19 protein-coding genes are annotated in these 20,502 nt (G+C 62.9%); 8 read left to right on the forward strand and 11 right to left on the reverse strand.

The window, feature by feature from the left end; translation table 11 throughout:
- Positions 1-149 precede the first annotated feature (149 nt).
- On the forward strand, positions 150-851 hold the full coding sequence (ctrA, locus tag CR492_RS13755; protein WP_012591522.1) for a response regulator transcription factor CtrA: 702 nt from the start codon (positions 150-152) through the stop codon (positions 849-851).
- A 108-nt stretch (positions 852-959) separates the two neighbouring features.
- Here the strand turns inward: ctrA and chpT are convergent, their stop codons facing one another.
- The gene (chpT, locus tag CR492_RS13760; RefSeq protein WP_102844317.1) at positions 960-1,652 is read right to left on the reverse strand and encodes a histidine phosphotransferase ChpT; all 693 of its coding nucleotides are present in this window, start codon (positions 1,650-1,652) and stop codon (positions 960-962) included.
- 376 nt (positions 1,653-2,028) lie between these two features.
- On the opposite strand from chpT, the gene CR492_RS13765 reads away from it, so the two are divergent.
- On the forward strand, positions 2,029-3,468 hold the full coding sequence (locus tag CR492_RS13765) for a helix-turn-helix domain-containing protein (RefSeq protein ID WP_102844318.1): 1,440 nt from the start codon (positions 2,029-2,031) through the stop codon (positions 3,466-3,468).
- Positions 3,469-3,585: 117 nt separating this feature from the next.
- Here the strand turns inward: CR492_RS13765 and rho are convergent, their stop codons facing one another.
- The 3 genes from rho to hemE form a co-directional block, all read right to left on the reverse strand.
- Complete coding sequence (gene rho / locus CR492_RS13770) at positions 3,586-4,854, reverse strand: transcription termination factor Rho (protein WP_012591525.1); 1,269 nt, start codon at positions 4,852-4,854, stop codon at positions 3,586-3,588.
- Positions 4,855-5,098: 244 nt separating this feature from the next.
- The gene (hemJ, locus tag CR492_RS13775) at positions 5,099-5,524 is read right to left on the reverse strand and encodes a protoporphyrinogen oxidase HemJ (RefSeq protein ID WP_102844319.1); all 426 of its coding nucleotides are present in this window, start codon (positions 5,522-5,524) and stop codon (positions 5,099-5,101) included.
- Positions 5,521-6,570, reverse strand: a complete 1,050-nt coding sequence (gene hemE, locus CR492_RS13780) for a uroporphyrinogen decarboxylase (RefSeq protein ID WP_432431213.1) — start codon at positions 6,568-6,570, stop codon at positions 5,521-5,523. The genes hemJ and hemE overlap by 4 nt, the downstream gene beginning before the upstream one ends.
- A gap of 414 nt (positions 6,571-6,984) precedes the next feature.
- Here hemE and CR492_RS13785 point away from each other — a divergent pair, with 414 nt between their 5' ends.
- The 5 genes from CR492_RS13785 to dnaQ are packed head-to-tail and all read left to right on the forward strand — an operon-like array spanning position 6,985 to position 10,601.
- Entirely contained in the window at positions 6,985-7,818 is an 834-nt protein-coding gene (locus CR492_RS13785) for a pyruvate, water dikinase regulatory protein (protein WP_102844320.1), read from the forward strand.
- Entirely contained in the window at positions 7,815-8,432 is a 618-nt protein-coding gene (locus CR492_RS13790) for a Maf family protein (protein WP_102844321.1), read from the forward strand. Before CR492_RS13785 ends, CR492_RS13790 begins: the two co-directional genes overlap by 4 nt.
- Complete coding sequence (locus CR492_RS13795) at positions 8,429-9,271, forward strand: shikimate dehydrogenase (RefSeq protein ID WP_102844322.1); 843 nt, start codon at positions 8,429-8,431, stop codon at positions 9,269-9,271. The genes CR492_RS13790 and CR492_RS13795 overlap by 4 nt, the downstream gene beginning before the upstream one ends.
- The gene (gene coaE, locus CR492_RS13800) at positions 9,271-9,876 is read left to right on the forward strand and encodes a dephospho-CoA kinase (RefSeq protein WP_102844323.1); all 606 of its coding nucleotides are present in this window, start codon (positions 9,271-9,273) and stop codon (positions 9,874-9,876) included. Before CR492_RS13795 ends, coaE begins: the two co-directional genes overlap by 1 nt.
- A 17-nt stretch (positions 9,877-9,893) precedes the next feature.
- Positions 9,894-10,601 carry a DNA polymerase III subunit epsilon gene (gene dnaQ, locus CR492_RS13805; RefSeq protein ID WP_102844324.1) on the forward strand — a complete coding sequence of 236 codons (708 nt, stop codon included), beginning with the start codon at positions 9,894-9,896 and terminating at the stop codon, positions 10,599-10,601.
- A 12-nt stretch (positions 10,602-10,613) separates the two neighbouring features.
- On the opposite strand, the gene glcF is transcribed toward dnaQ, so the two are convergent.
- Positions 10,614-11,924, reverse strand: a complete 1,311-nt coding sequence (glcF, locus tag CR492_RS13810) for a glycolate oxidase subunit GlcF (RefSeq protein ID WP_102844325.1) — start codon at positions 11,922-11,924, stop codon at positions 10,614-10,616.
- Position 11,925: 1 nt separating this feature from the next.
- Entirely contained in the window at positions 11,926-13,131 is a 1,206-nt protein-coding gene (locus CR492_RS13815) for an FAD-binding protein (RefSeq protein WP_102844326.1), read from the reverse strand.
- Positions 13,132-13,685: 554 nt separating this feature from the next.
- Here CR492_RS13815 and CR492_RS13820 point away from each other — a divergent pair.
- The gene (locus tag CR492_RS13820; RefSeq protein ID WP_102844327.1) at positions 13,686-15,866 is read left to right on the forward strand and encodes a hypothetical protein; all 2,181 of its coding nucleotides are present in this window, start codon (positions 13,686-13,688) and stop codon (positions 15,864-15,866) included.
- 141 nt (positions 15,867-16,007) lie between these two features.
- Here CR492_RS13820 and CR492_RS13825 read toward each other — a convergent pair whose 3' ends face one another.
- From CR492_RS13825 to CR492_RS13845, 5 genes are all read right to left on the reverse strand, one after another.
- Positions 16,008-16,481, reverse strand: a complete 474-nt coding sequence (locus CR492_RS13825) for an SRPBCC family protein (RefSeq protein WP_102844328.1) — start codon at positions 16,479-16,481, stop codon at positions 16,008-16,010.
- Between the two features lie 125 nt (positions 16,482-16,606).
- Positions 16,607-17,569, reverse strand: a complete 963-nt coding sequence (coaA, locus tag CR492_RS13830; protein WP_102844361.1) for a type I pantothenate kinase — start codon at positions 17,567-17,569, stop codon at positions 16,607-16,609.
- Between the two features lie 107 nt (positions 17,570-17,676).
- A complete protein-coding gene (locus CR492_RS13835) occupies positions 17,677-18,015 on the reverse strand; it encodes a phosphoribosyl-ATP diphosphatase (protein WP_102844329.1) in 339 nt (112 codons plus the stop codon).
- Positions 18,016-18,040: 25 nt separating this feature from the next.
- Positions 18,041-18,811, reverse strand: a complete 771-nt coding sequence (gene hisF / locus CR492_RS13840) for an imidazole glycerol phosphate synthase subunit HisF (protein WP_102844330.1) — start codon at positions 18,809-18,811, stop codon at positions 18,041-18,043.
- 41 nt (positions 18,812-18,852) lie between these two features.
- Entirely contained in the window at positions 18,853-20,277 is a 1,425-nt protein-coding gene (locus tag CR492_RS13845; protein ID WP_146030274.1) for a hypothetical protein, read from the reverse strand.
- Positions 20,278-20,502 lie beyond the last annotated feature (225 nt).

Here is a 20,502-nt window from a genome sequence, read left to right on the forward strand (position 1 = left end):
TTTTATTAACGAATGCCCGTTAAGGTTACGAAACTCGTACCGAAGGATTAACGCCAGGCGCTGGCAGGTCCGGGCTGGCAGGTCCGGGCGAGCGGCCTCTGAACGATCTCGCGCCGGCAGGCGACCGACAGGGCAAGTGGGGACCTCAGATGCGCGTTTTATTGATTGAAGACGACAGCGCCACCGCTCAGAGCATTGAGTTGATGTTGAAATCCGAGAATTTCAACGTCTATGCGACGGACCTCGGCGAAGAGGGCGCCGACCTCGGCAAGCTTTATGATTATGATATCATCTTGCTTGATCTGAACCTTCCCGACATGTCCGGTTATGAAGTCCTGCGCCGGCTGCGGGTCGGCAAGGTTAAGACGCCGATTCTGATCCTTTCGGGGTTTGCCGCCATCGAGGACAAGGTGAAGGGCCTTGGCTTCGGCGCCGACGATTACCTGACCAAGCCTTTCCACAAGGACGAGCTCGTCGCCCGCATCCACGCCATCGTGCGGCGCTCGAAGGGCCATGCGCAATCGGTCATCGCGACCAGCGATCTCATCGTCAATCTCGACCAGAAGACTGTCGAGGTCGACGGCGCCCGCGTGCATCTGACCGGCAAGGAATATCAGATGCTTGAGCTGCTCTCCCTGCGCAAGGGGACGACGCTGACCAAGGAGATGTTCCTCAATCATCTTTATGGCGGCATGGACGAGCCCGAGCTGAAGATCATCGACGTATTCATCTGCAAATTGCGCAAGAAACTCGCCAACGCCAGCCGCGGCCGCAATTACATCGAAACGGTGTGGGGCCGGGGCTATGTGCTGCGCGAACCGCTCGACGACGAAGAGCGAATCACGGCCTGAACTAGCGGCGCGCCTGGTAGTCATTCAGATTTAGCGACGTGCGGCGCCGGCTTCGCCGCCGGCGCGACACAGGCGAGTCGCCTCAAACCGCTTTTTCCTCGACCTTGGTCACGCGGCCTCGCTCCGCGCCGGAGCCGTGGGCGTCGCCTCGATCGCAACGAAATCCGCCGCCGTCTCCGCGTTAAGGCGCATACCCGCAGCCTGCGCGACGAGGGCGGCGTAATAAGGCTGGATCGCATGGGCGTCGATCGCCTCCGTCGGCGCGCCGGCAAGGATCGCCGCGGTCAAGGGGGCGAGCTTTGCGTTCTGCCCTTGCGCCGTGACCCGTATGGCGATTGACGGCTCCGTCGCGCCATCGTCACCTGCGCCCGCCGGCAAAGTCGGGGTTTCGACCGTAATCACGCCGCCGCGCGGAATGGCGGCCGCGGCGATCAGGCAAAGATTGAGGATCAGCTTGACCTTGTTCTTCGGCAGAAGGACTCGGGGCGCCCTCCAGTCGAGCCTGATCTTTGCATCCGGAAACAGGCCCCGCGCGACTTTTTCGGCATCGCCCGTGTCGATCGAGGCGCCCGCTGAGCCAGCGGCGCCGAAAGCGAGGCGACAGAACTGCAGCCGCGCCGAGGCATTTTCAGCGCTGGCGCGAATCAGCTGCAAGGCCTCGGCGCGCATGTCGGCGTCTTTTTCGTCCTCCAGGATCTCAAGGCCATTCACAATCGCTCCGACAGGGCTGATGACGTCATGGCAGACGCGGGAGCAGAGAAGCGCGGCGAGATCGAGGGGATCGAGTGCGATTTGCGTCATGGGTGCCTGTATCGTTCAAGGCCGCCCGGCCGGCGCGCGGCGCAGCGAGCTTACGGGCGGCAACTTAATAAATTATAGTCTCATGTCAGGCTAGGGCGGCGTCGCCACGCGGCGGCCATTGTAAGCGAATCCAGCGATTCTTTCGGTCTGGTCGCACGAACACCAAATCGTCGCCCTTAGGGGATTATAATAACTGACGGATTTGCTCAGTTATCTCTCGGCAAATTTCATAATTCACATTATTTGACACGATCTGCCTGTGGCCGGATCGAAATACCCAACCGGGCGTTTTTTCCCTGGGCGGCGAACCTTCGAATTGGAACGGCAGCTTTCGACAAGCGCATTTTTAATCGTCAGATGTAAAGAGATTTACAAAATGGGCGCCGAATCAGCACCGAGAAAGATTTTTGCCGGACCCCGCCTGAAACGCCTGCGCCGTGAACGGCGCCTCACTCAGGCCCGCATGGCCGACGAGCTCGACGTCTCGCCGAGCTATTTGAACTTGATGGAGAGCAATCAGCGGCCGATCACCAGCCCGGTGCTGACCCGCCTGACAGAGGTCTACGGCCTCGACCCGCGCGACTTCGCGGAGATTGACGGCGAGCAATCCGCCGACGACATCGAGCAAATCCTCGCCGATCCGCTGTTTCACGACGCCTCTGTGCCGCGGACGCAGATGCGCGAGGCAGCCGAGAATGCAGCCGCCCTCGTGGCGGCCATGCTTAAGCTCTATCGCGCTTACGCCGCCGCGCGCGAGACGAGCGACACAGTGGGCAACGCCGACGGCAATCGCGACGAGCCGCCGCCCGGCGAAGAAACGATCGCCCGAGTCGGCGCCATCCTCCAGCAAGAGCGCAATTATTTCTTCGAGATCGACGCCGCCGCGGAATTGCTCGTAGCCGGCCTCCAGGTTGACGAGCGCGGGCTTTATGCCGCGCTCGCCGATTATTTGCGTTCCCGCCACGGCGTCCGGCTGCGACCGCTACAGCTCGAAGCCATGGGCGGCCGGCTTCGCTGGTATGATCATCACCGCAAGCAGCTGATGCTGTCCGAGATCCTGGATCAGCCGGGCCGCACCTTTCAGGCGGCCTATCAGGTCGCGCTGACGGAATTCAGCCCGCTTCTCGATGCCGTCGCCGCACGGCTCACGCCGGCGGATGAAGCGGCGACGCGCAAATTGCTGCGGGTGACGCTCGCCAATTATTTCGCCGCCGCGGTGATGATGCCTTATGATCAATTTTATGAAGCGGCAGAGCTGACAAGCTATGACGTCGAGGTGCTGGCTGCGCGCTTCGGCGCGAGTTTCGAGCAGGTCGCCCATCGGCTCACGACGCTGTCGCGCGAGACCGCCCGCGGCGTTCCCTTCTTCATGCTGCGGATCGATATAGCCGGCAATGTCTCAAAGCGGCTTGCGCCGCGGCGCTTTCTCCTGGCGCAGTCGGGCGGCTCCTGCCCGTTGTGGAACATCCATGCAAGTTTCACCGAGCCGAACCGCATTCTGACGCAGGTCGTCGAACTGACCGATGGCTCGCAATGGTTCTCGATTGCCCGCGCGACGCAGCGCCCTGTCGCGGCCTGGGGAGCCATACAGCCGCGCTTTGCCATCGTGCTTGGCTGCGAGCTGAGATATGCGCGCCAGCTCGTCTATACGAGAAGCCTCGACCTCGACGCCCCCGAGCCAACTCCGATCGGCGTCGGCTGTCGTCAATGCGACCGCCCAAACTGCCTGCAACGCGCGGCTCCGCCAGCGCGCCGGCAGCTCGTCATCGACGAATTGACGCGCAATGTCGCGCCTTTTCCATTCAAGGATATTTAGGCGCCCGCCCGAAAAGCCGAAGGCGTTTTGGACCGCGCGGATGCCTTGAAACGATCGGTTACAGCAAAAGTCCGTTCAAGCCAGATCGGCTTTCGCTCCAGAACTCCGCCTGGCCTCTTACGTGTTCATCGCCTCGAAGAAGGTCGAATTGCCTTTTGGCGTTTCGCGCAGTTTTCCGAGCAGGAACTCGATGGCGTCGATAGTGCCCATCGGATTGAGGATGCGGCGCAGGACATACATTTTCTTGAGGATGTCGGGCGGGACCAGCAGCTCTTCCTTGCGGGTGCCAGAGCGCGTGATGTCGATTGAGGGGAAGACGCGCTTGTCGGCGACCTTGCGGTCGAGAATGATTTCCGAATTGCCGGTGCCTTTGAATTCCTCAAAGATCACTTCATCCATGCGCGAGCCGGTGTCGATCAAGGCGGTGGCGATGATCGTCAGCGATCCGCCTTCCTCGATGTTGCGCGCGGCACCAAAAAAGCGCTTCGGCCGCTGCAGCGCATTGGCGTCGACGCCGCCGGTCAGCACCTTGCCCGACGACGGCACGACAGTGTTGTAGGCGCGCCCGAGCCGCGTGATCGAATCGAGCAAAATTACCACGTCGCGGCCATGCTCAACGAGGCGCTTGGCCTTTTCGATGACCATTTCGGCGACCTGGACATGGCGCACCGCCGGCTCGTCGAACGTCGAGGAAACGACTTCGCCATGCACCGAGCGCTGCATGTCGGTGACTTCCTCGGGCCGCTCATCGATCAGCAGGACGATCAGATAGCATTCGGGATGATTGGCGGTGACCGACTGCGCGATATTCTGCAGCAGCACCGTCTTGCCCGTCCGGGGAGGAGCCACAATCAGCGCGCGCTGGCCCTTGCCGATCGGCGCGACGATATCGATGACGCGCGCCGACAGATCCTTGCGAGTCGGATCCTCGACCTCAAGCTTCAGGCGCTGATCGGGATAGAGCGGCGTCAGATTGTCGAAATGGACCTTGTGCCGGACTTTTTCCGGGTCCTCGAAATTGATCGTGTTGACCTTGAGAAGGGCGAAATAGCGCTCGCCCTCTTTCGGACTGCGGATCAGCCCTTCGACCGTGTCGCCGGTGCGAAGGCCGAAACGGCGAATCTGCGAGGGCGACACATAAATATCGTCGGGACCGGCGAGATAATTGGCTTCCGGCGAGCGCAAAAATCCAAAACCGTCCTGCAAGACCTCGATGACGCCCTCGCCGATAATCTCGATCTCGCGGCTGGCCAATTGCTTCAAAATCGCAAACATCAACTCCTGCTTGCGCATGATTGAGGCGTTTTCGACTTCGTGCTCTTCGGCGAACCCAAGCAATTCGGTAGGCGACTTGAGCTTCAAGTCTTGCAGCTTAATTTCCCGCATCGGGATGACGTCCTTGGAGATAAGCGCGATCAATCGCGCGCAAAGGCAGGAAGGCTAGTGACTGGAGCCTGATCCCCAAACCGGCCGGTCCTTCGATATCTGGAGCCGACTGGAGCTTGAGGACCCGATCAGGCGGGACGCGTCAGCGTCGCTACCGACAGCCGTTGACCTGCAGGGGGGAACCCATTCGATAAAACACTTTGCCTGCTTTGACAAGCAAGCACGCCGCCGATTGCGCCCTTCGTCAGGGCTTCAGGACGACGAAGATCACGACGCCGATCATCAACAGCGTAGGGACTTCGTTGATTACGCGATAAAAACGAGCGGTGCGCCGGTTTATTCCGGCCGCGAAGGTTCGGCGCGCGGCATCGAAATAGAAATGCAGCGCGCTCAGCAAGATAACCAGCGCAAGCTTTCCATGCAACCACCCTGCCATCAGGAATTCGCCCTTGATGGCCAGCGTCAGGCCCGAAATCCAGACGATGACCATTGCCGGCGTCATGATGGCATGGATTAGCCGTCGCTCCATGATCTCGAAGGTTTTGGCGAGTTCCGAGCCCTGCGCCGCTCCTGCGTGATAGACGAATAGCCGCGGCAGATAGAGCATTCCGGCCATCCAGGCGATCACTGCCAGGATATGGACGGCCTTGATCGCGAGGTAGAGCGTCACCTACGCCCTCCCCGCCGCACCAGATCGACGAGGGCTGCGACATTTTCGACGGGGGTCTGCGGCGTTACGCCATGGCCAAGATTGAAAACATGCGGCCGGCCCCGGAACGCCTCGAGAATGTTCCGCGTCGCGGTTTCCAGCGCCGCGCCGCCAGCGATGAGCGCCAGCGGGTCGAGATTGCCCTGCACAGCGCGTCCTGATGAAAGGGCGCTTGCCGCCCAGGCAGGATCGACGGCGCTGTCCAATCCGACGGCGTCGACGCCGGTCTGATCGGCAAAACTGACGAGCCTCGGCCCGACGCCCTTCGGAAAGCCGATGATCCTCACGTCGGGATGCCGGCTCTTGACGCCGGCGACGATCGCTTGCGTCGGCGCAAGGCACCAGCGCTCGAATTCGCCCGCCGGAAGAACGCCGGCCCAGGTGTCAAAAATCTGAACCGCCTCGACGCCCGCGTCGATCTGCCGGCAAAGATAGCGAATGGAGGCGTCGACCAGGCGATCGATCAGACGCAGGAAGAGGTCCGGCTCACGATAGGCGAGAAGACGCGCCGGCCCCTGATCCGGCGTGCCGCGGCCGGCGACCATATAGCTCGCAACTGTCCAGGGGGCGCCGCAAAAACCGATCAGCGCCGTCTCTGGCGACAGCGCCTCGCGGATGCGCGTGATCGTCTCAAACACCGGTTCGAGCCGACCAAGGTCGATCTCATCGTTCAGCTTCGCGAAAGCCTCATCCGTCAGGATCGGCTCGAGCCTTGGCCCTTCATTGACCTCAAAACGCACTTTCTGGCCGAGGGCGTCCGGCACGACAAGAATGTCGCTGAACAGGATCGCCGCGTCGAACCCAAAGCGGCGGATCGGCTGCAAGGTCGCCTCGGCGGCGATTTTCGGGGAATAGCAGAAATCGAGAAAACTCGGCGTTTTCGCGCGCAACTCGCGGTATTCGGGCAAATAGCGTCCCGCCTGCCGCATCAGCCAGATCGGCGGCGGAAAGAGCGCTTCTCCGTCAAGGACGCGCAGGAATTTCTTTGCCGCGGGCAGAACTGACAAGAGGCCGTCTTTCATAAAAGAGAGAATCTTAGAGACTGGCTTATTCTTATTCATATTGGAGGGTCGATTAGGCTGCCGCAGCGCTTTCCACAATCGCTTTTGCGGCGCAGGACTTATCCCCTGAAATCACCTGCCGGGATAGGCCGGCGCGCGGTTAAGATTTCCTTAACGATTGAGCCGGTTAACGCTTCCTTAACACTTTTGGACGACCAAGGCGGCGAACAGCCGCCCGTGTTGTTCACAGGCTTGTGAGGGCGCCATTACAGCCTCGGGCCTGTGCGTCTTTCTGTGATCTCAGGGCCGGACCGTGCGGGCGTTTGGCTGATGTTCGGGCTTGCGATATAGTTATCCACTCTTATCCTCAGTTATGAGCCCCGCCGATAAGAGGGCGAAAACATCGTCGGGAGGCAGGCCATGGGGCGCCATCACGTCAATTTGCATCTCATTTCGGATGCGACGGGCGAGACCCTGATCGCGGCGAGCCGCGCCGTTGCGGCCCAGTATCATGGCGTCTGCGCCATCGAGCATGTCTATCCGATGGTGCGCAGCCATGCGGAGCTCGAAAAGGCGATCGTCGAGATCGAGGCCGAGCCGGGAATCGTTCTGTTCACCCTGGTCGACCAGGATCTTGCGCGCCGCCTGATGGAAGCCTGCGCCGCCATCGGCGCGCCGAGCCTTTCCATTCTCGCGCCGATCATGAGCCTGTTCGAATCCTACATCGGGACGGCCGTGACGCCGCGTCCGGGCGCGCAGCATTCCCTCAACGCCGATTATTTTCGCCGGATGGATGCGCTGAATTACACGATGACGCATGACGACGGACTGCAGTCGGAGAGTTACGAGGCGGCTGACGTCGTCTTGATGGGGGTTAGCCGCACCTCGAAAACGCCGACGAGCATCTATCTCGCCAACCGCGGCGTCAAAACCGCCAATCTACCCTTCGTGCCGGATATGCCGTTGCCGAAATCGGTCGAGAATCTGCGCAATCCGCTCATTGTCGGCCTGCTCGCCTCGCCGGATCGGATCGTGCAGATCAGGGCCAATCGCCTTTTGACCATGAACTCCGACCCCGAATCGCCCTATGTCGACCGCAGGCTTGTCGCTGAGGAAGTGGCCCAGTCGAAGAAACTGTTCGACGCGCGCGGCTGGCCGACGATCGATGTGACGCGGCGCTCGATCGAGGAGACCGCGGCGGCGATCATCGGCCTGCACAAGCTGCATAAAATGAAATTCATCTCCGCTGCATGAACGGTCTCTGGCTTGGCGACGCGCCGCTGTTGCTCGCCTCGAAAAGCGCTTCGCGCGCCGCGCTGCTGCGGGCGGCGGGGATTCCATTTGAGGCGAGGGACGCCGCCCTCGACGAGCGCGCCGTCGAGGCCCCGCTGCTGCGGGTCGGGGCCGGCGCTGACAAGATCGCCCGGATGCTCGCGCGCGAAAAAGCGCTCGCTGTCGCGGTGCGCGAGCCGGGACGGCTGACGCTTGGCGCCGACCAGACCCTTGGCTGCCGCGGCCGGCTGTTCACGAAGGCGGAAGACCGTGCGGGAGCGGCCGCGACGCTCAACGCCCTGTCCGGACAAACCCACGAGCTGCATTCCGCGCTTTGCATCGCCCGCGATCAAAAAATCCTGTTCGAGGCGGCTCCCGTCGCCCGGATGACGATGCGGGCGCTATCGCCCGGTTTCATCACAGCCTATCTTGATGCGACAGGCGAGGGCGCGCTCGGCAGCGTCGGCGCCTATCAGGTCGAGGGACTGGGGATGCAACTGTTCGAACGGATCGAGGAGGATTTCTCGGTCATCATGGGCCTGCCGCTGCTGCCGCTTCTCGCCTTTCTACGTAAAGCGGGCCTTGTCGCATCATGAGCGCGGCCCCTCCACGCGCCTTCGTCGTCGGCTGGCCGATCGCTCATTCGCGTTCGCCGATCATCCATAATTATTGGTTGCATCAGCTCGGCCTTGCCGGGCGCTACGAGGCGGTCGCCGTGGCGCCGCCAGATTTCGCCGATTTTGCGCAAAACCTTGTCGCCAGCGGCTTTGTCGGCGGCAATGTCACGCTGCCGCACAAGCAGAAGGCGTTCGGGCTCGTCGCCGAGGCGACTCATTCGGCGCGACGGCTCGAGGCCGTCAACACGCTGTGGATCGAGGACGGCAGGCTCTGCGGCGACAACACCGATCCGGAAGGGTTTCTTTGCGCTCTCGATGAGGCCGCTCCAGGCTGGGAGGCGATCCCCGGCGAGGCGGTGGTGCTCGGCGCCGGCGGCGCCGCGCGCGCAATTGTCGCCGCGCTGATCGAACGCGGCCGCGGCGTCGTCCTCGCCAACCGCACGCGGGCGAGCGCGGAAGCGCTCGCCGCCCATTTTGGCGATGCGCCGAAGGTTGTCGATTGGCGCGATCTTCCGGCTGCGCTCAAAAGGGCGGCTCTTCTCGTCAATACGACGTCGCTCGGAATGAAAGGCCAGCCGCCGCTCGATCTCGACGTCGGGCTGCTGCCGCAGGAAGCGGTCGTCCATGACATCGTTTATTTTCCGCTGGAGACGGCGCTGCTGCGCGACGCCCGGGCGCGGGGCCTTCGCGTCGTTCCAGGGCTCGGCATGCTGCTGCATCAGGCGGCGCCCGCCTTTGCGCGCTGGTTTGCGAGGCGCCCACAGGTGACGCCGGAGCTGCGCCGCCTCGTCGAGATCGATATTGAAAAAGCGCTCTGATGTATGTGCTTGGCCTGACGGGCTCGATCGGCATGGGCAAGACCACGACAGCGGGCATTTTCCGCAAGCTCGGCGTTCCCGTGCATGATTCGGACGCCGCCGTCCACGCGCTCTATGAGGGTGAGGCGGTCGCGGCCGTCGAAGCCGAATTTCCCGGCGTGACGCGCGAGGGGCGCATCGACCGAAGTTTGCTGGGGGCGAGGGTGCGCGACGATCCGGCGGCCATGGCGCGCCTCGAGGCGCTGGTGCATCCGATGGTCCGGCGCAAGCGGGAGGCGTTTTTGCGCGAGGCGGCCGCCGCCGGTCAGAAGGTCGCCGTCCTCGACGTGCCGCTTCTGTTTGAAACGGGCGCCGACAAGGAGATCGACGCCGCCGTGGTGGTGTCAGCGCCTGAAGCTGTGCAAAAGGCGCGGGTGATCGGCCGGCCGGGCATGACGGCGCAATGGCTTCAGGTCATAATGGAGCGGCAGATGCCGGACGCCGAAAAACGGCGGCGGGCGCAATTCATCATCGACACCGGCAGGGGCCTCGTTGAGGCTGAAAATCAGGTGCGCGGCGTGCTGCGCGCGGTCGCCGCCGCGGCGGCGGGCGCTGGCCGAAATTAAATCGCTAAAGGCCCATCTTGCGCGAAATCGTCCTCGATACGGAAACGACAGGCCTCGATCCGAAGCAGGGCCACAGGATCGTCGAGATCGGAGCCGTCGAGCTTTTGAACTCCATTCCGACGGGGCAGTCTTTCCACGTCTACATCCACCCCGAGCGGGATATGCCCGACGAGGCGTTCCGCGTGCACGGAATCTCGCTGGAATTTCTGACAGGCAAGCCGCTTTTCGCCGAGATTGTTCCCGCGCTCGTCGACTTTTTGGGCGAGGCGAAGATCATCGCCCATAACGCCGAATTCGATTTCCGCTTTCTCAACGCGGAATTTTTGCGCGCGGAGGCGACGCCGCTTGCCTGGGAGCGGGTCGTCGACACGCTGGCGCTGGCGCGGCGCAGGTTTCCGGGCGCCTCGAACAGCCTCGACGCGCTTTGCGCGCGCTTTGGCGTCGATACGTCACGACGGGTCAAGCATGGCGCCTTGCTCGACGCCGAGATTCTGGCCGAGGTCTATGCCGAGCTGTGCGGCGGGCGTCAGGCGGCGCTTGTCTTCGGCGGCGGCCTCGGCTCCGATGCGGCGGCGGAGGCGGCGCTGCTGCGGGAGCGACCCGAGCCTTTGGCGCCAAAGCTTAGCCCGGAAGAACGCGCCGCCCATGCCGCCTTTACCGCCACCCTCGGCGAGAAGGCGATCTGGCAGATCCATGCGCTGCTGCCGGCCGATGCGGCGGAATAGGCTTCCGACGGCTTAGCGGATCGCCGCAATCTCTGCGGGTTTCGGGCCGCCATAGGCGTAGTCGAGCCATTCGACCGTATGCAGCACCGGAACCCCGGCTCCGGCGCCGATCTGCGTCATACAGCCGATATTGCCGGTGGCGATGCCGCCCGGCGCCGTCTTCAGGATGTTCTCGATTTTTCGCGCGCGCAATTGTTCGGCGATTTTCGGCTGCAAGATGTTGTAGGTGCCGGCCGAGCCGCAGCACAAATGCCCTTCGGGGATGTCGCGCACCTCGAAGCCGGCGGCTTTCAGAAGCTCTTTTGGCAGGCTCGTGATTTTTTGCCCATGCTGCATCGAGCAGGCCGAATGATACGCGAGCGCGGGCTTTTGCGCCGCGAGGGGCGCCGGCAATTTGAGGCCGCCGAGAAATTCGGTAATGTCCTTGGCGAGTTCGGAGATTTTGGCGGCTTTTGCCGCATAGGCGGCGTCAAGGCGGAACATGAAGCCATAATCCTTGATGACCGTGCCGCAGCCCGACGTGGTGATCAAAATCGCGTCAAGGCTTCCTCTGTCGATCTCGGCGGTCCAGACGTCGATATTGTGCTTGGCCTGGGCCAGCGCCTCATGCTCCTGGCCAAGATGATGAACCAGCGCGCCGCAGCAGCCCTCCTCCGGCGGCTGGACGATCTCAACGCCGAGCCGCGTCAGGAGCCGGATTGCGGCGTCGTTGATCGCCGGCCGCAGCACTTTTTGTGCGCAACCCGCGAGGATCGCCACGCGGGCGATTGGTTTTTGCGCGGGGCGGACGCTGGCTTGCGGGAAACCCGTGCGCTTTGGCAGGAAACGCGGCGCAAGCCGGAGCATGGCGTTGAGCCGATCCCCCGTCTGTCCGAATTTCGCCAGCAGCGGCGCCAAAGGGGCTGCGAGCGCGGCTCCGCGCAGGGCCAGACGGAAACGGTCGGGATAGGGCAGGACAAAGCCGAGCAGCGCCCGAAGCGCGCGGTCGGCAAGCGGCCTTTTATAGGTTTCCTCGATGCGCGTGCGCGCCTCGTCGACGAGATGCATGTAATTGACGCCCGACGGGCAGGTCGTCATGCAGGAGAGGCAGGACAGGCAGCGGTCGATATGCTTGACCGTCTCGCTGTCGGCGGGGCGGCCGTTCTCGAGCATCTCCTTGATGAGATAGATCCGGCCGCGCGGACTGTCGAGCTCATCGCCGAGCAGGGTGAAGGTCGGACAGGTCGCCGTGCAAAATCCGCAATGCACGCATTTGCGCAGGATCGCTTCGGAGACGGCGAGTCGGGGATCGGCGAGCTGCTCCAGTGAAAAATGCGTCTGCATGTCAAACCTGCGCCTGCATCCGGCCGCGCTCCAGAATGCCGTAAGGGTCAAATTGCGCCTTTAGCCGCTCGGAGAGAGCTTTCAGCGCGGGCGGCTGCGGCTGGAATACGGGGGTTGCGGCGCGCAGCTCGCTTGGCGCCCGGATGAGGGTCGCATGTCCGCCGCCATGCACGACGACCGCGCCGCGGATCAGTTCGGCGCCGGCGTCGGGCGAAACGTCGGGGTCGAGCGCGACCCAGACGAGGCCGCCGGACCAGTCGAACATCGCCTCGGCGGGGAAGGCTCGGCCGATTGTCGCGGCGACGCCCGGCCCCGCGGTCGGCGCGACCGAAATCTTCCAGATGATTTTTTCGCTCGGCGCCGCAAGTGGGACGACGTCGCGGATCGCGCGCCAGATCGTCTGCGTCGCCTCCGCGCCGAGCCGTTCGGCCGCGCCGAATTCGCCCAGCGTCGCCCTCAGCCGGTCGAACCGCTCATCGACGGAAGGGGAAAAGCCTTCGAGCCGCAACAGCGTCGCGGAAGCGGCGAAGCCGAGGCTTTTCGCCGCGAAAGGCGGCAGATGCGCGGCGCCGGAGACATCGGCCGGCGACCCCATGGCGGCGCAGAGCGCGGCGACGGCCAGCTTTGGCGCAAGTCCATGAAGGGCCAGCGTCGCAGCCGTCTCGGCGCGCGGCAGCACTTTGAAATTCAGCTCAGTGACGACGGCGAGCGTGCCGAAAGAGCCGGCAAGACCGCGCGAGAGGTCATAACCCGTCACATTCTTGACCACCGTGCCGCCCGCTTTGAAAGCTTCGCCGCGGCCGTTGATCGCCTTGACGCCCAGCACATGGTCTCGCGCGGCCCCCGCCTTGACGCGGCGCGGCCCGGAGAGATTGGCCATCAGGCAGCCGCCGATCGAGCCGGCCCCGGCGCCAAACAGCGCGGAAAAGGACATCGGCTCGAAGGCGAGCTCCTGGCCGTTGGCGGCGAGCAGCGTCTCAATCGTTTCGATCGGGGTCGCGGCCTGTGCGCAGAGGACGAGTTCTTCGGGCTCATAGAAAGTGACGCCGGCGAGCTTTGACAGGTCGAGCCGGCGCGCGGCGTTCCATGGCGCGCCGAGCGCCGATTTCGAGCCGAGCCCGACGATGGAAAGGGGGGCCCGCGCCGCTGCCGCTTCGCGCACGCTGAACGCGGCTTCCTCCGGCGTTGTTGGCGTGAGGATGCTCATCGAGGCGGCGTTTCCAGTTTTTCTTTGTGCCTGGTCCCTCGGTCGTCAAGGGAGCGCGGCGGGACGCCCGTTTTAGAGCGTGATGGCGTCGTAGGGAAGCGCCGTCGCGCTGCTGGCGCCCCCGTTCGCGCGAACAATTTTTAGACGGGCCAAACCGAAGCGGGCAAAGACTGGTCTGAACCTGGGCGCCCGCACGTTATTTAGTCACATTTGATTGAACGGCGCTTGTTTTTATGAATTCCAAACCGCGAGCGGGAAGCCCCGTTGATAGAGCGGACGAGAACAAATTTACGTGCGTTAGGGGCCCTTACAACCTTTGGCATACCGCTTGCACCATGCAAGTCACGCTGAAACTTGTAGCTGATCCATTGACGATCAGGCCGGGGAGAAAGCGCACTTTCTCGACTAATTCTCGCAAGGAATCCTGGATGATTTCCTCTACTGACCAACGACGCGCCAGCACAGGCGCGGCGCCAATAGCGTTGCGTTCGTTTCTATCGCGTTCGCTCTTAACGACAACAGCGGGACTGGCGCTTCTCTGTGCGACCGTCCCGTTGGCCGTGACCACGCCTTCCTTCGCCGCCGAGGCGGTCGACCCGACAGCCATCGGCCCGCTCGCCGTCACCTATGGCGATTATAAACTTCCAGCAGCGGTCGACCCGCTGGTCGACGACACCGTAGCGACCGAATTGTGGGCGCGTGTATACCGCCCGGTGAAAATCAGCGGAAAGCATAATTTCATTATTATGCTACACGGCAATCACTCAACGTGCGGCCACATGGTTGACGGCATAGCGGGCCGCGTCGACGACAATTCGCAATACACCAGCACCGGCACCTGCCCCACGGGCTATGTTGTGGCGCCAAGCCATCTCGGCTACGCCTATGTCGCCGAACGCCTGGCCTCCTGGGGCAATATCGTCATCAGCATCAATGTTAACCGCGGCATCAACGCCGCCTCGGGCACATCCGGCGATTCCGGCCTCAACATGCGACGCGGTCGGATGGTGCTTCGCCATCTCCAGCAGCTGGCGAAATGGAACAATAAAGGCGGAGCGCCCAAGACCCTCGGCTTCAACATGATGGGCAAGCTCGATTTCGCCCATATCGGCCTCATGGGCCATTCGCGCGGCGGCGAAGGCGTGCTCGCCGCCTATAATCTCTACAACGATCCGGACAGCCTGTGGCCGAAGCTGATCGGGCCGAAGGCGCATTTCGACGCCATGTTCGAACTCGCGCCGGTCGACGGCCAGACCAATCGCAGTTTCTACGCCTATAATATCCCCTGGAGCGTGCTGCTGCCAATGTGCGACGGCGACGTCTCCAATCTCGCCGGCGTCAAGGTGTTCGACCGCACGCTGAGAAGCCTCGGCGAGGCCATACCCTATCCGAAGGCGAGCTATACGGTGTGGGGCACCAACCATAATTACTACAACACGGAATGGCAGAGGTCGGATTCGACGGGCTGCAACGGCGACGGCAACGTACCACTGTTCGATCCAGCTCTGGCGGGATCGGCCGATCAGCGGACCGCCAGCCTCTACGCCATGATGGCGATGTTCCGCGGCCATCTCGGCAAGAAGGCGGACGCGAGCTTCGCCCAGCTTTTCAATCCGGACTACACGCTTCCTTTCCAGCTTTCGCGCATCACCACCATCACGCGCGGCTTCAGCAACTACGCTGTCGCGCAGCAGGCCTATCCGCTGTCGAGCACCGGCACGTTGAGCAACGCCACGGCGACCTATACCTCCACCATTTCGCTGTTGCTGCCGAACCACGACCCGAGTGTGGTGGCTGGTCTTGTGAACTGGCCGGCTGACCCCGCGAACCCGGCGACGAGCTATTATCAGGCTTCCTGGAGTCCGAGCGGACAGTACATCACGAAGCAGTACAAGACGGTGGAAATGCGCGTGTCGCTGCAATGCGCCGACGGAACCACGATCACCACCAGCGGCTGCTCGATCGGCCCCAACGCCGCGAATGTGAACGGGACGACGGACTTCAACATCGCCGCCGTGCTGAGCGACGGAACGCTTTCGCAATCCGTGCCGCTTTCGAAATATGTCAGCGTTCGCGGTCCGGTTGGCGGCCCGACGTTGAGCCTTTTTCACCCAATTCTTCAGACGGTGCGGGTGCCGCTGGCCGATCTCGGGCTGCCGGCGGACGCGACGGTCAAGAAAGATTCGACCGGACCGCTTCTGAAGGCCATAAGGCTTACCTTCAATGCGCCCACCGCGCGTACGGGTTCGATCTATCTGACCGGCATTACCCTGACCGATCTCGCGGCGTCGAAGGGATCCGCGCTGGTCGCCATGGAGGGCGAAACGATGGAGGATCCAGCTCCGCTAACGCCGGTCATGAATAATGCCGCTGTCGCCACAGAGCCGGCCGCCGCCGTCCTGCCCGCCGGCTCGGTATCTTCCGTAAGCTATACGGCGACGGTCACGAGCGCATTCGCGCCGAAGACGGAGACGCCGGCGCCCGCGAAGAAAGTCCAGCTGACGCTGACGAGCCCTGTGCCCGTCGATGTCAAGGACTCGCTTCTGACCCTCGACATCGGCGGCAAGACCTTCGTCGAAGGGGGCTATGGCTCGAATGGCGACCTCAAAACCGTCGTCTTCACAGTCGATCCCACGGACTTCGCCGCTTTGCCCGATCAGGCGGCGATCGTTCTCAAAAACGGCGGCACGCACCAAAGCTATGGCGCGTTGAAAAAGAGCCTTCTGAAGAAGTAACGGCAAACGAAAAAACGGCACATCCGGGCTCGTCCCGGATGTGCTTATTCTCTTGAATCAGGATGGCGAGCGCTTTCCCATTTGGCGGCCTGGCCGTCGTGGTCGCAAGGCGGCGAAGGCTACGGCGGCGACGCCCTTTGGCTATTTTGCCTTATCTGTAATCCCTTTCAGCCCGGCTTCATAAATACCGGCGATCACCTCTGCCGCCTTGGCGTCGTCGACGCCTTTGGCTTTGAATGTGCCTGACCACGTCACCTTGGAGCCGGTTTCGATCGGCTCGACCTCGATCGTCGAAACATAGTCTTCGACGGGGAGCGGGCTCTCGACGATGATGTAGCGATAGTTCAGATCGTCGTCGTTGCGGTCTTGCTGTTGCTCGACGATCGTTCCGCCGCCCTTCAGGGTCAGCGTGCGCATTTGAACGCCGTCCTTCGTCGAAATCTCGCATTTCTCGATTGCGGGATGCCAATTCGCGATGCCGCAGAAATCGCCAATCGCCGACCAGACCGTTGCGGCGGGCGCCTTGATTTCGGCGGACCGCGACACATCGACGGCGAGCGCGGGGAGAGCGCCGGCCGCAGTGAGCGCGGCGGCGAGAATGAGCGTCTTGACCATTTTGCGTTTCCTCCCGGTTCCGGCCACGATGCGGGCCGGTTTGAACCCGAGCGGAAATGTGACCGGAGCTCGGCCGCGGTCAAGTCATAAAAGGGAGAACAATGATGGCGAGACGGCGTTCCCGCCTAAAGCTTCCTCAGCTCGACTTCCTCGATGCTGTGGTTCGGCCCCTTGGTCAGCACGAGATTGGCCCGCACGCGGGTCGGCAGAAGATTTTCGCGCAAGTTGCGCAGATTGATCTCGCGCCAGATGGTTCGCGCCGTCGCTTCCGCGTCCGCATTGGAGAGATCGGCGTATTTGCGAAAGTAAGACTGCGGATCGCGGAACGAGGTTTGCCGCAGCCGCATGAAGCGCTCGACGAACCAGAGTTCGAGATCAGTCTCCTCGGCATGGAGATAGATCGAGAAATCGAAGAAATCCGATACGAAGGGCAATCCGCGACCGTCCTTGGGGGGGCGATTGGGCAAAAGCACGTTTAACCCTTCGACGATCAATATGTCCGGGCGGTCGACGACGATGCTTTCGCCGGGTAGCACGTCATAGGTCAGATGCGAATAGACCGGCGCGCTGACATGGCGCCGTCCCGCCTTGACGTCGGAGAGGAAGCGCAACAGAGCGGTTCCGTCGTAGCTTTCCGGAAAGCCCTTCTTCGTCATCAGCCCTTCGCTGACCAAAACGGCGTTCGGATGCAGGAAGCCGTCCGTCGTGACGAGATCGACCTTTGGCGTGTTGGGCCAGCGCGACAGCAGGGCCTGCATGACGCGCGACAGCGTCGATTTTCCGGCGGAAACAGAGCCGGCGACGCCGATGATATAGGGCGTTTTGCCGCCTTCCGCGCCGAGGAAGCGCTGCGTCGCCTTATAAAGCCCCTGCGTCGCGGCGACATAAAGCGCGAGCAGCCGCGACAGCGGCAGATAGATGGCGACGACCTCGTCGAGCGAAATCGGATCATTGAGGCTTTTCAGCCGCGACAGATCCTCGCGCGTCAGGGTCAACGGCGTATCGGCGCGCAGCGCCGCCCATTCCTCGCGGCTGAAGCGATGATAGGGGGAGAGAACGCCGGCGGAGTCCGTGGCGCGCTGGTCCATGGCGTAGCCCTCCGGTCGATGCAAAAGCGGCGGCGCATGGTCGAGCAAATCCAGCGGTTTGCCGGACAAGGCGGCGGCCGGTCGGCTGGTCACCCCGGCGGGCGGCGTCATCGCGCGGCGCTCTTTGCGCCAGGACGCGCCGCCTTTTCCTCATGTCCCGACTGGCTCGTGCGGCGCTCCAGCTCGGCCAGCGCCTCGTCGAGCGCCACGCCGCGCGAGGCGAGCAGGACCAGCAAATGATAGAGCACGTCGGCAGCCTCGGCGACGATCTCCGGGCGTTTGCCTTCGACCGCGGCAATGACCAGCTCGACCGCCTCCTCGCCGAATTTCTTGGCGGCGCGGGCGGGTCCGGCCTCAAGCAGCGATTTCGTGTAGGAGGAAGACGCCGTGGATTGCGCCCGGGCGGAGATGATCGCGGCGAGGTCATCGAGGCTGAACGACTGCATCCATCTGTTCCGGCGCCGGAAAAAATTACACTATTCCATCCAGCCGCATCTGCAATCCGCAATTGGCCATATGCAGCTTGGCTTCGGCGATGGTGAATTCGCCGAAATGGAAGATCGACGCCGCCAGCACTGCGCTGGCGCCGCCGTCGCGCACGCCCTCGACGAGATGGTCCAGCGTCCCGACCCCGCCCGAGGCGATGACCGGCACGTTGACGGCGTCCGTCACCGCTTTGGTGAGGGCGATGTCGAAACCGATCCTGGCGCCGTCGCGATCCATCGAGGTCAGCAGGATCTCGCCGGCGCCGAGCGCGACGACTTCCCGCGCATAGTCCACGGCGTCAAGGCCGGTCGGCTTGCGCCCGCCATGGGTGAAAATCTCCCAGCGGCCCGGCCCGACTTCCTTGGCATCGATCGCCACGACAACGCATTGGCTGCCGAATTTTTCCGCCGCCTCGCGGACAAAATCGCGGTTCGCCACCGCCGCGGTCATGATCGAGGCCTTGTCGGCCCCGGCGAGCAGCAGCTGGCGGATGTCCTCCAGCGTGCGAACCCCGCCGCCGACGGTCAGCGGCATGAAGCAGGCTTCCGCCGTGCGGCGCACGACGTCGAGCAGGATCGGACGATCGTCCGAGCTCGCGGTGATGTCGAGGAAGCAGAGCTCGTCAGCGCCGGCGCGGTCATAGGCAATGGCGGATTCGACCGGATCGCCGGCGTCGCGCAGATTGACGAAATTGACGCCCTTGACGACGCGCCCGTCCTTGACGTCGAGGCAGGGGATGATGCGGGATTTAAGCATGAATCACGTTTGACCATATCTCCTGCCGAGAGGGCTGCGGTTCAGCGGGGAACGCGCGTCACGCCGCCCGGCTTCCACCGACATATGACGCCTTCGTTCCCCGCGCCAGTCGGCGCCAGGTTGCAGGCCCATGAAACGGGCGGCGCCGGAGGCGGCAATTGCGGATGCGCGACCGCGAAAACCGCCTTGTTCTTGTTCACGGAGATGTCGCAGGGCTTCGTGCCGCTGTTCGGGCCGCCATATTGCGCGGCGTAGCCATAAATCGCCGGAAGCGTACTGCATACGGGAATGGGTCCAGCGGGCGTGATCGGCACGCTCGTGCCGCCGGGAGCGAAGACGACGCGATAGAGCGTCGCATTGTCGGCGTAGGTTTGCGGATCATTTGGCCAAGTGTAGGCCTTGTTCAACACGCTGTGAATCGTATCGTCGCCGATGCAGGCGGCCGGATCGGCGGCGACGTCGGTGCAATGGCCGAACGGCGGCTGCGTCGAGTAATATTTCTGATTGTTCTTTGGGTCGACGTAGCCATAGGGAAAGGTGCAGATATTTGAGGGGCAGGTCTGCTGCTTGATGAAGGCGCGGCCCTGGCAGGTGTGGTCGAGCGCCGAGCCCGGATTGTTCCAGCACCCGCCGCCTTCCGGACAGTCCTGATCCGTCTGGCAGGCCATGCCGTACTTCGCGGCGTCGGCGAGGCAGAAGGACTTCCAGCGGTAACATTTTGAATTATGGTCAGAATCATCGCAAGACTGGTCCGGCGTCGTCGGGAAGGCGTAGCGTCCGCAGTTCGAGAAGCAGGCGACCGTGGCGTCGCCTCCGACCGGTTTGCCCTTGTTGTTGATGATGACAAAGCCATAAATGCCGCTCGTCAGGTCTGACCGCAGCAGGCGGAAAGCCGGGATGCAAAGATTGTCCGCCCGCAAATCCATGCCGTGCTGGGTCAGCGGATAATTTTCGGCGAGCCACTGAATATCGTGGCCGCCCTGCGCGTCGAAGGGATCGACGCTGGTTCCCCCGACCGGCTGAATATCCATGGTCAGATTGACGCCGTCGACCGCGCTGATGTCGGGCGAATCCTTGAAATAGCTTATCGTCCCGTCCGGGCTGGTGACGTGTTGATAGAAAGTCCATTCCGACACCGTCGTGCCGACCGAGGCTCCGAGCTTGGCCTTGCTGCAATCATAGACGCCGGCGCAGCCGCCGGTTTCGCATTGCGCTCTGTCGCTCGAGATATCGTAGCGGCAGCCGGTCCGTGTCCAGAGCCTTGGGCCGGTTGCGCCCGGCCCGATCGTCGCCTCCCATTCCGGCGGAATGTCGATTGTCAGGACGTTGAGGTTATTGGCGGCGCCAAACGGCTTCATGACCCAGGTTTTTTCGCGCGGAAGCACCGAGGTGAGCGGGACGCCCGGCTTGCCCGCCGCATTGGCTGCGCCGAGCAGGGTCTGATTGGAGCAGTTGACGAGCTGCACCACACGATGCGAGGGCGCAAATGGCGTCGGCGATGGAAGATTCGCGAGGCAGCGATCGACCGCTGCCCGCGACTGCGGTTGCGGTGATGGGAACTCGGTGGCGCTGAGGTGCGGCGAGATGATGGCTCCCCAGCAGAGACACAGGAGAGCAGCCCTCATTGAGGCGAAAAGACCGCGCGCGCTAAAGCAAAGCAGCTTCGGCCGTTGAAGAGCGGCAAAAACCAT

The sequence above is a fragment of the Methylocella silvestris genome (assembly GCF_002891535.1).
In the GTDB taxonomy this organism is placed as follows: Bacteria; Pseudomonadota; Alphaproteobacteria; order Rhizobiales; family Beijerinckiaceae; genus Methylocapsa; species Methylocapsa silvestris_A.

What these genes read in the sequence shown, in the direction of transcription:
- ctrA (WP_012591522.1), top strand. Translation starts at nt 150, where the DNA reads ATGCGCGTTTTATTGATTGAAGACGACAGCGCCACCGCTCAGAGCATT.
- chpT (WP_102844317.1), bottom strand. Translation starts at nt 1,652, where the DNA reads ATGACGCAAATCGCACTCGATCCCCTCGATCTCGCCGCGCTTCTCTGC.
- CR492_RS13765 (WP_102844318.1), top strand. Translation starts at nt 2,029, where the DNA reads ATGGGCGCCGAATCAGCACCGAGAAAGATTTTTGCCGGACCCCGCCTG.
- rho (WP_012591525.1), bottom strand. Translation starts at nt 4,854, where the DNA reads ATGCGGGAAATTAAGCTGCAAGACTTGAAGCTCAAGTCGCCTACCGAA.
- CR492_RS13785 (WP_102844320.1), top strand. Translation starts at nt 6,985, where the DNA reads ATGGGGCGCCATCACGTCAATTTGCATCTCATTTCGGATGCGACGGGC.
- CR492_RS13790 (WP_102844321.1), top strand. Translation starts at nt 7,815, where the DNA reads ATGAACGGTCTCTGGCTTGGCGACGCGCCGCTGTTGCTCGCCTCGAAA.
- CR492_RS13795 (WP_102844322.1), top strand. Translation starts at nt 8,429, where the DNA reads ATGAGCGCGGCCCCTCCACGCGCCTTCGTCGTCGGCTGGCCGATCGCT.
- coaE (WP_102844323.1), top strand. Translation starts at nt 9,271, where the DNA reads ATGTATGTGCTTGGCCTGACGGGCTCGATCGGCATGGGCAAGACCACG.
- glcF (WP_102844325.1), bottom strand. Translation starts at nt 11,924, where the DNA reads ATGCAGACGCATTTTTCACTGGAGCAGCTCGCCGATCCCCGACTCGCC.
- CR492_RS13815 (WP_102844326.1), bottom strand. Translation starts at nt 13,131, where the DNA reads ATGAGCATCCTCACGCCAACAACGCCGGAGGAAGCCGCGTTCAGCGTG.
- CR492_RS13825 (WP_102844328.1), bottom strand. Translation starts at nt 16,481, where the DNA reads ATGGTCAAGACGCTCATTCTCGCCGCCGCGCTCACTGCGGCCGGCGCT.
- coaA (WP_102844361.1), bottom strand. Translation starts at nt 17,569, where the DNA reads ATGGACCAGCGCGCCACGGACTCCGCCGGCGTTCTCTCCCCCTATCAT.
- CR492_RS13835 (WP_102844329.1), bottom strand. Translation starts at nt 18,015, where the DNA reads ATGCAGTCGTTCAGCCTCGATGACCTCGCCGCGATCATCTCCGCCCGG.
- hisF (WP_102844330.1), bottom strand. Translation starts at nt 18,811, where the DNA reads ATGCTTAAATCCCGCATCATCCCCTGCCTCGACGTCAAGGACGGGCGC.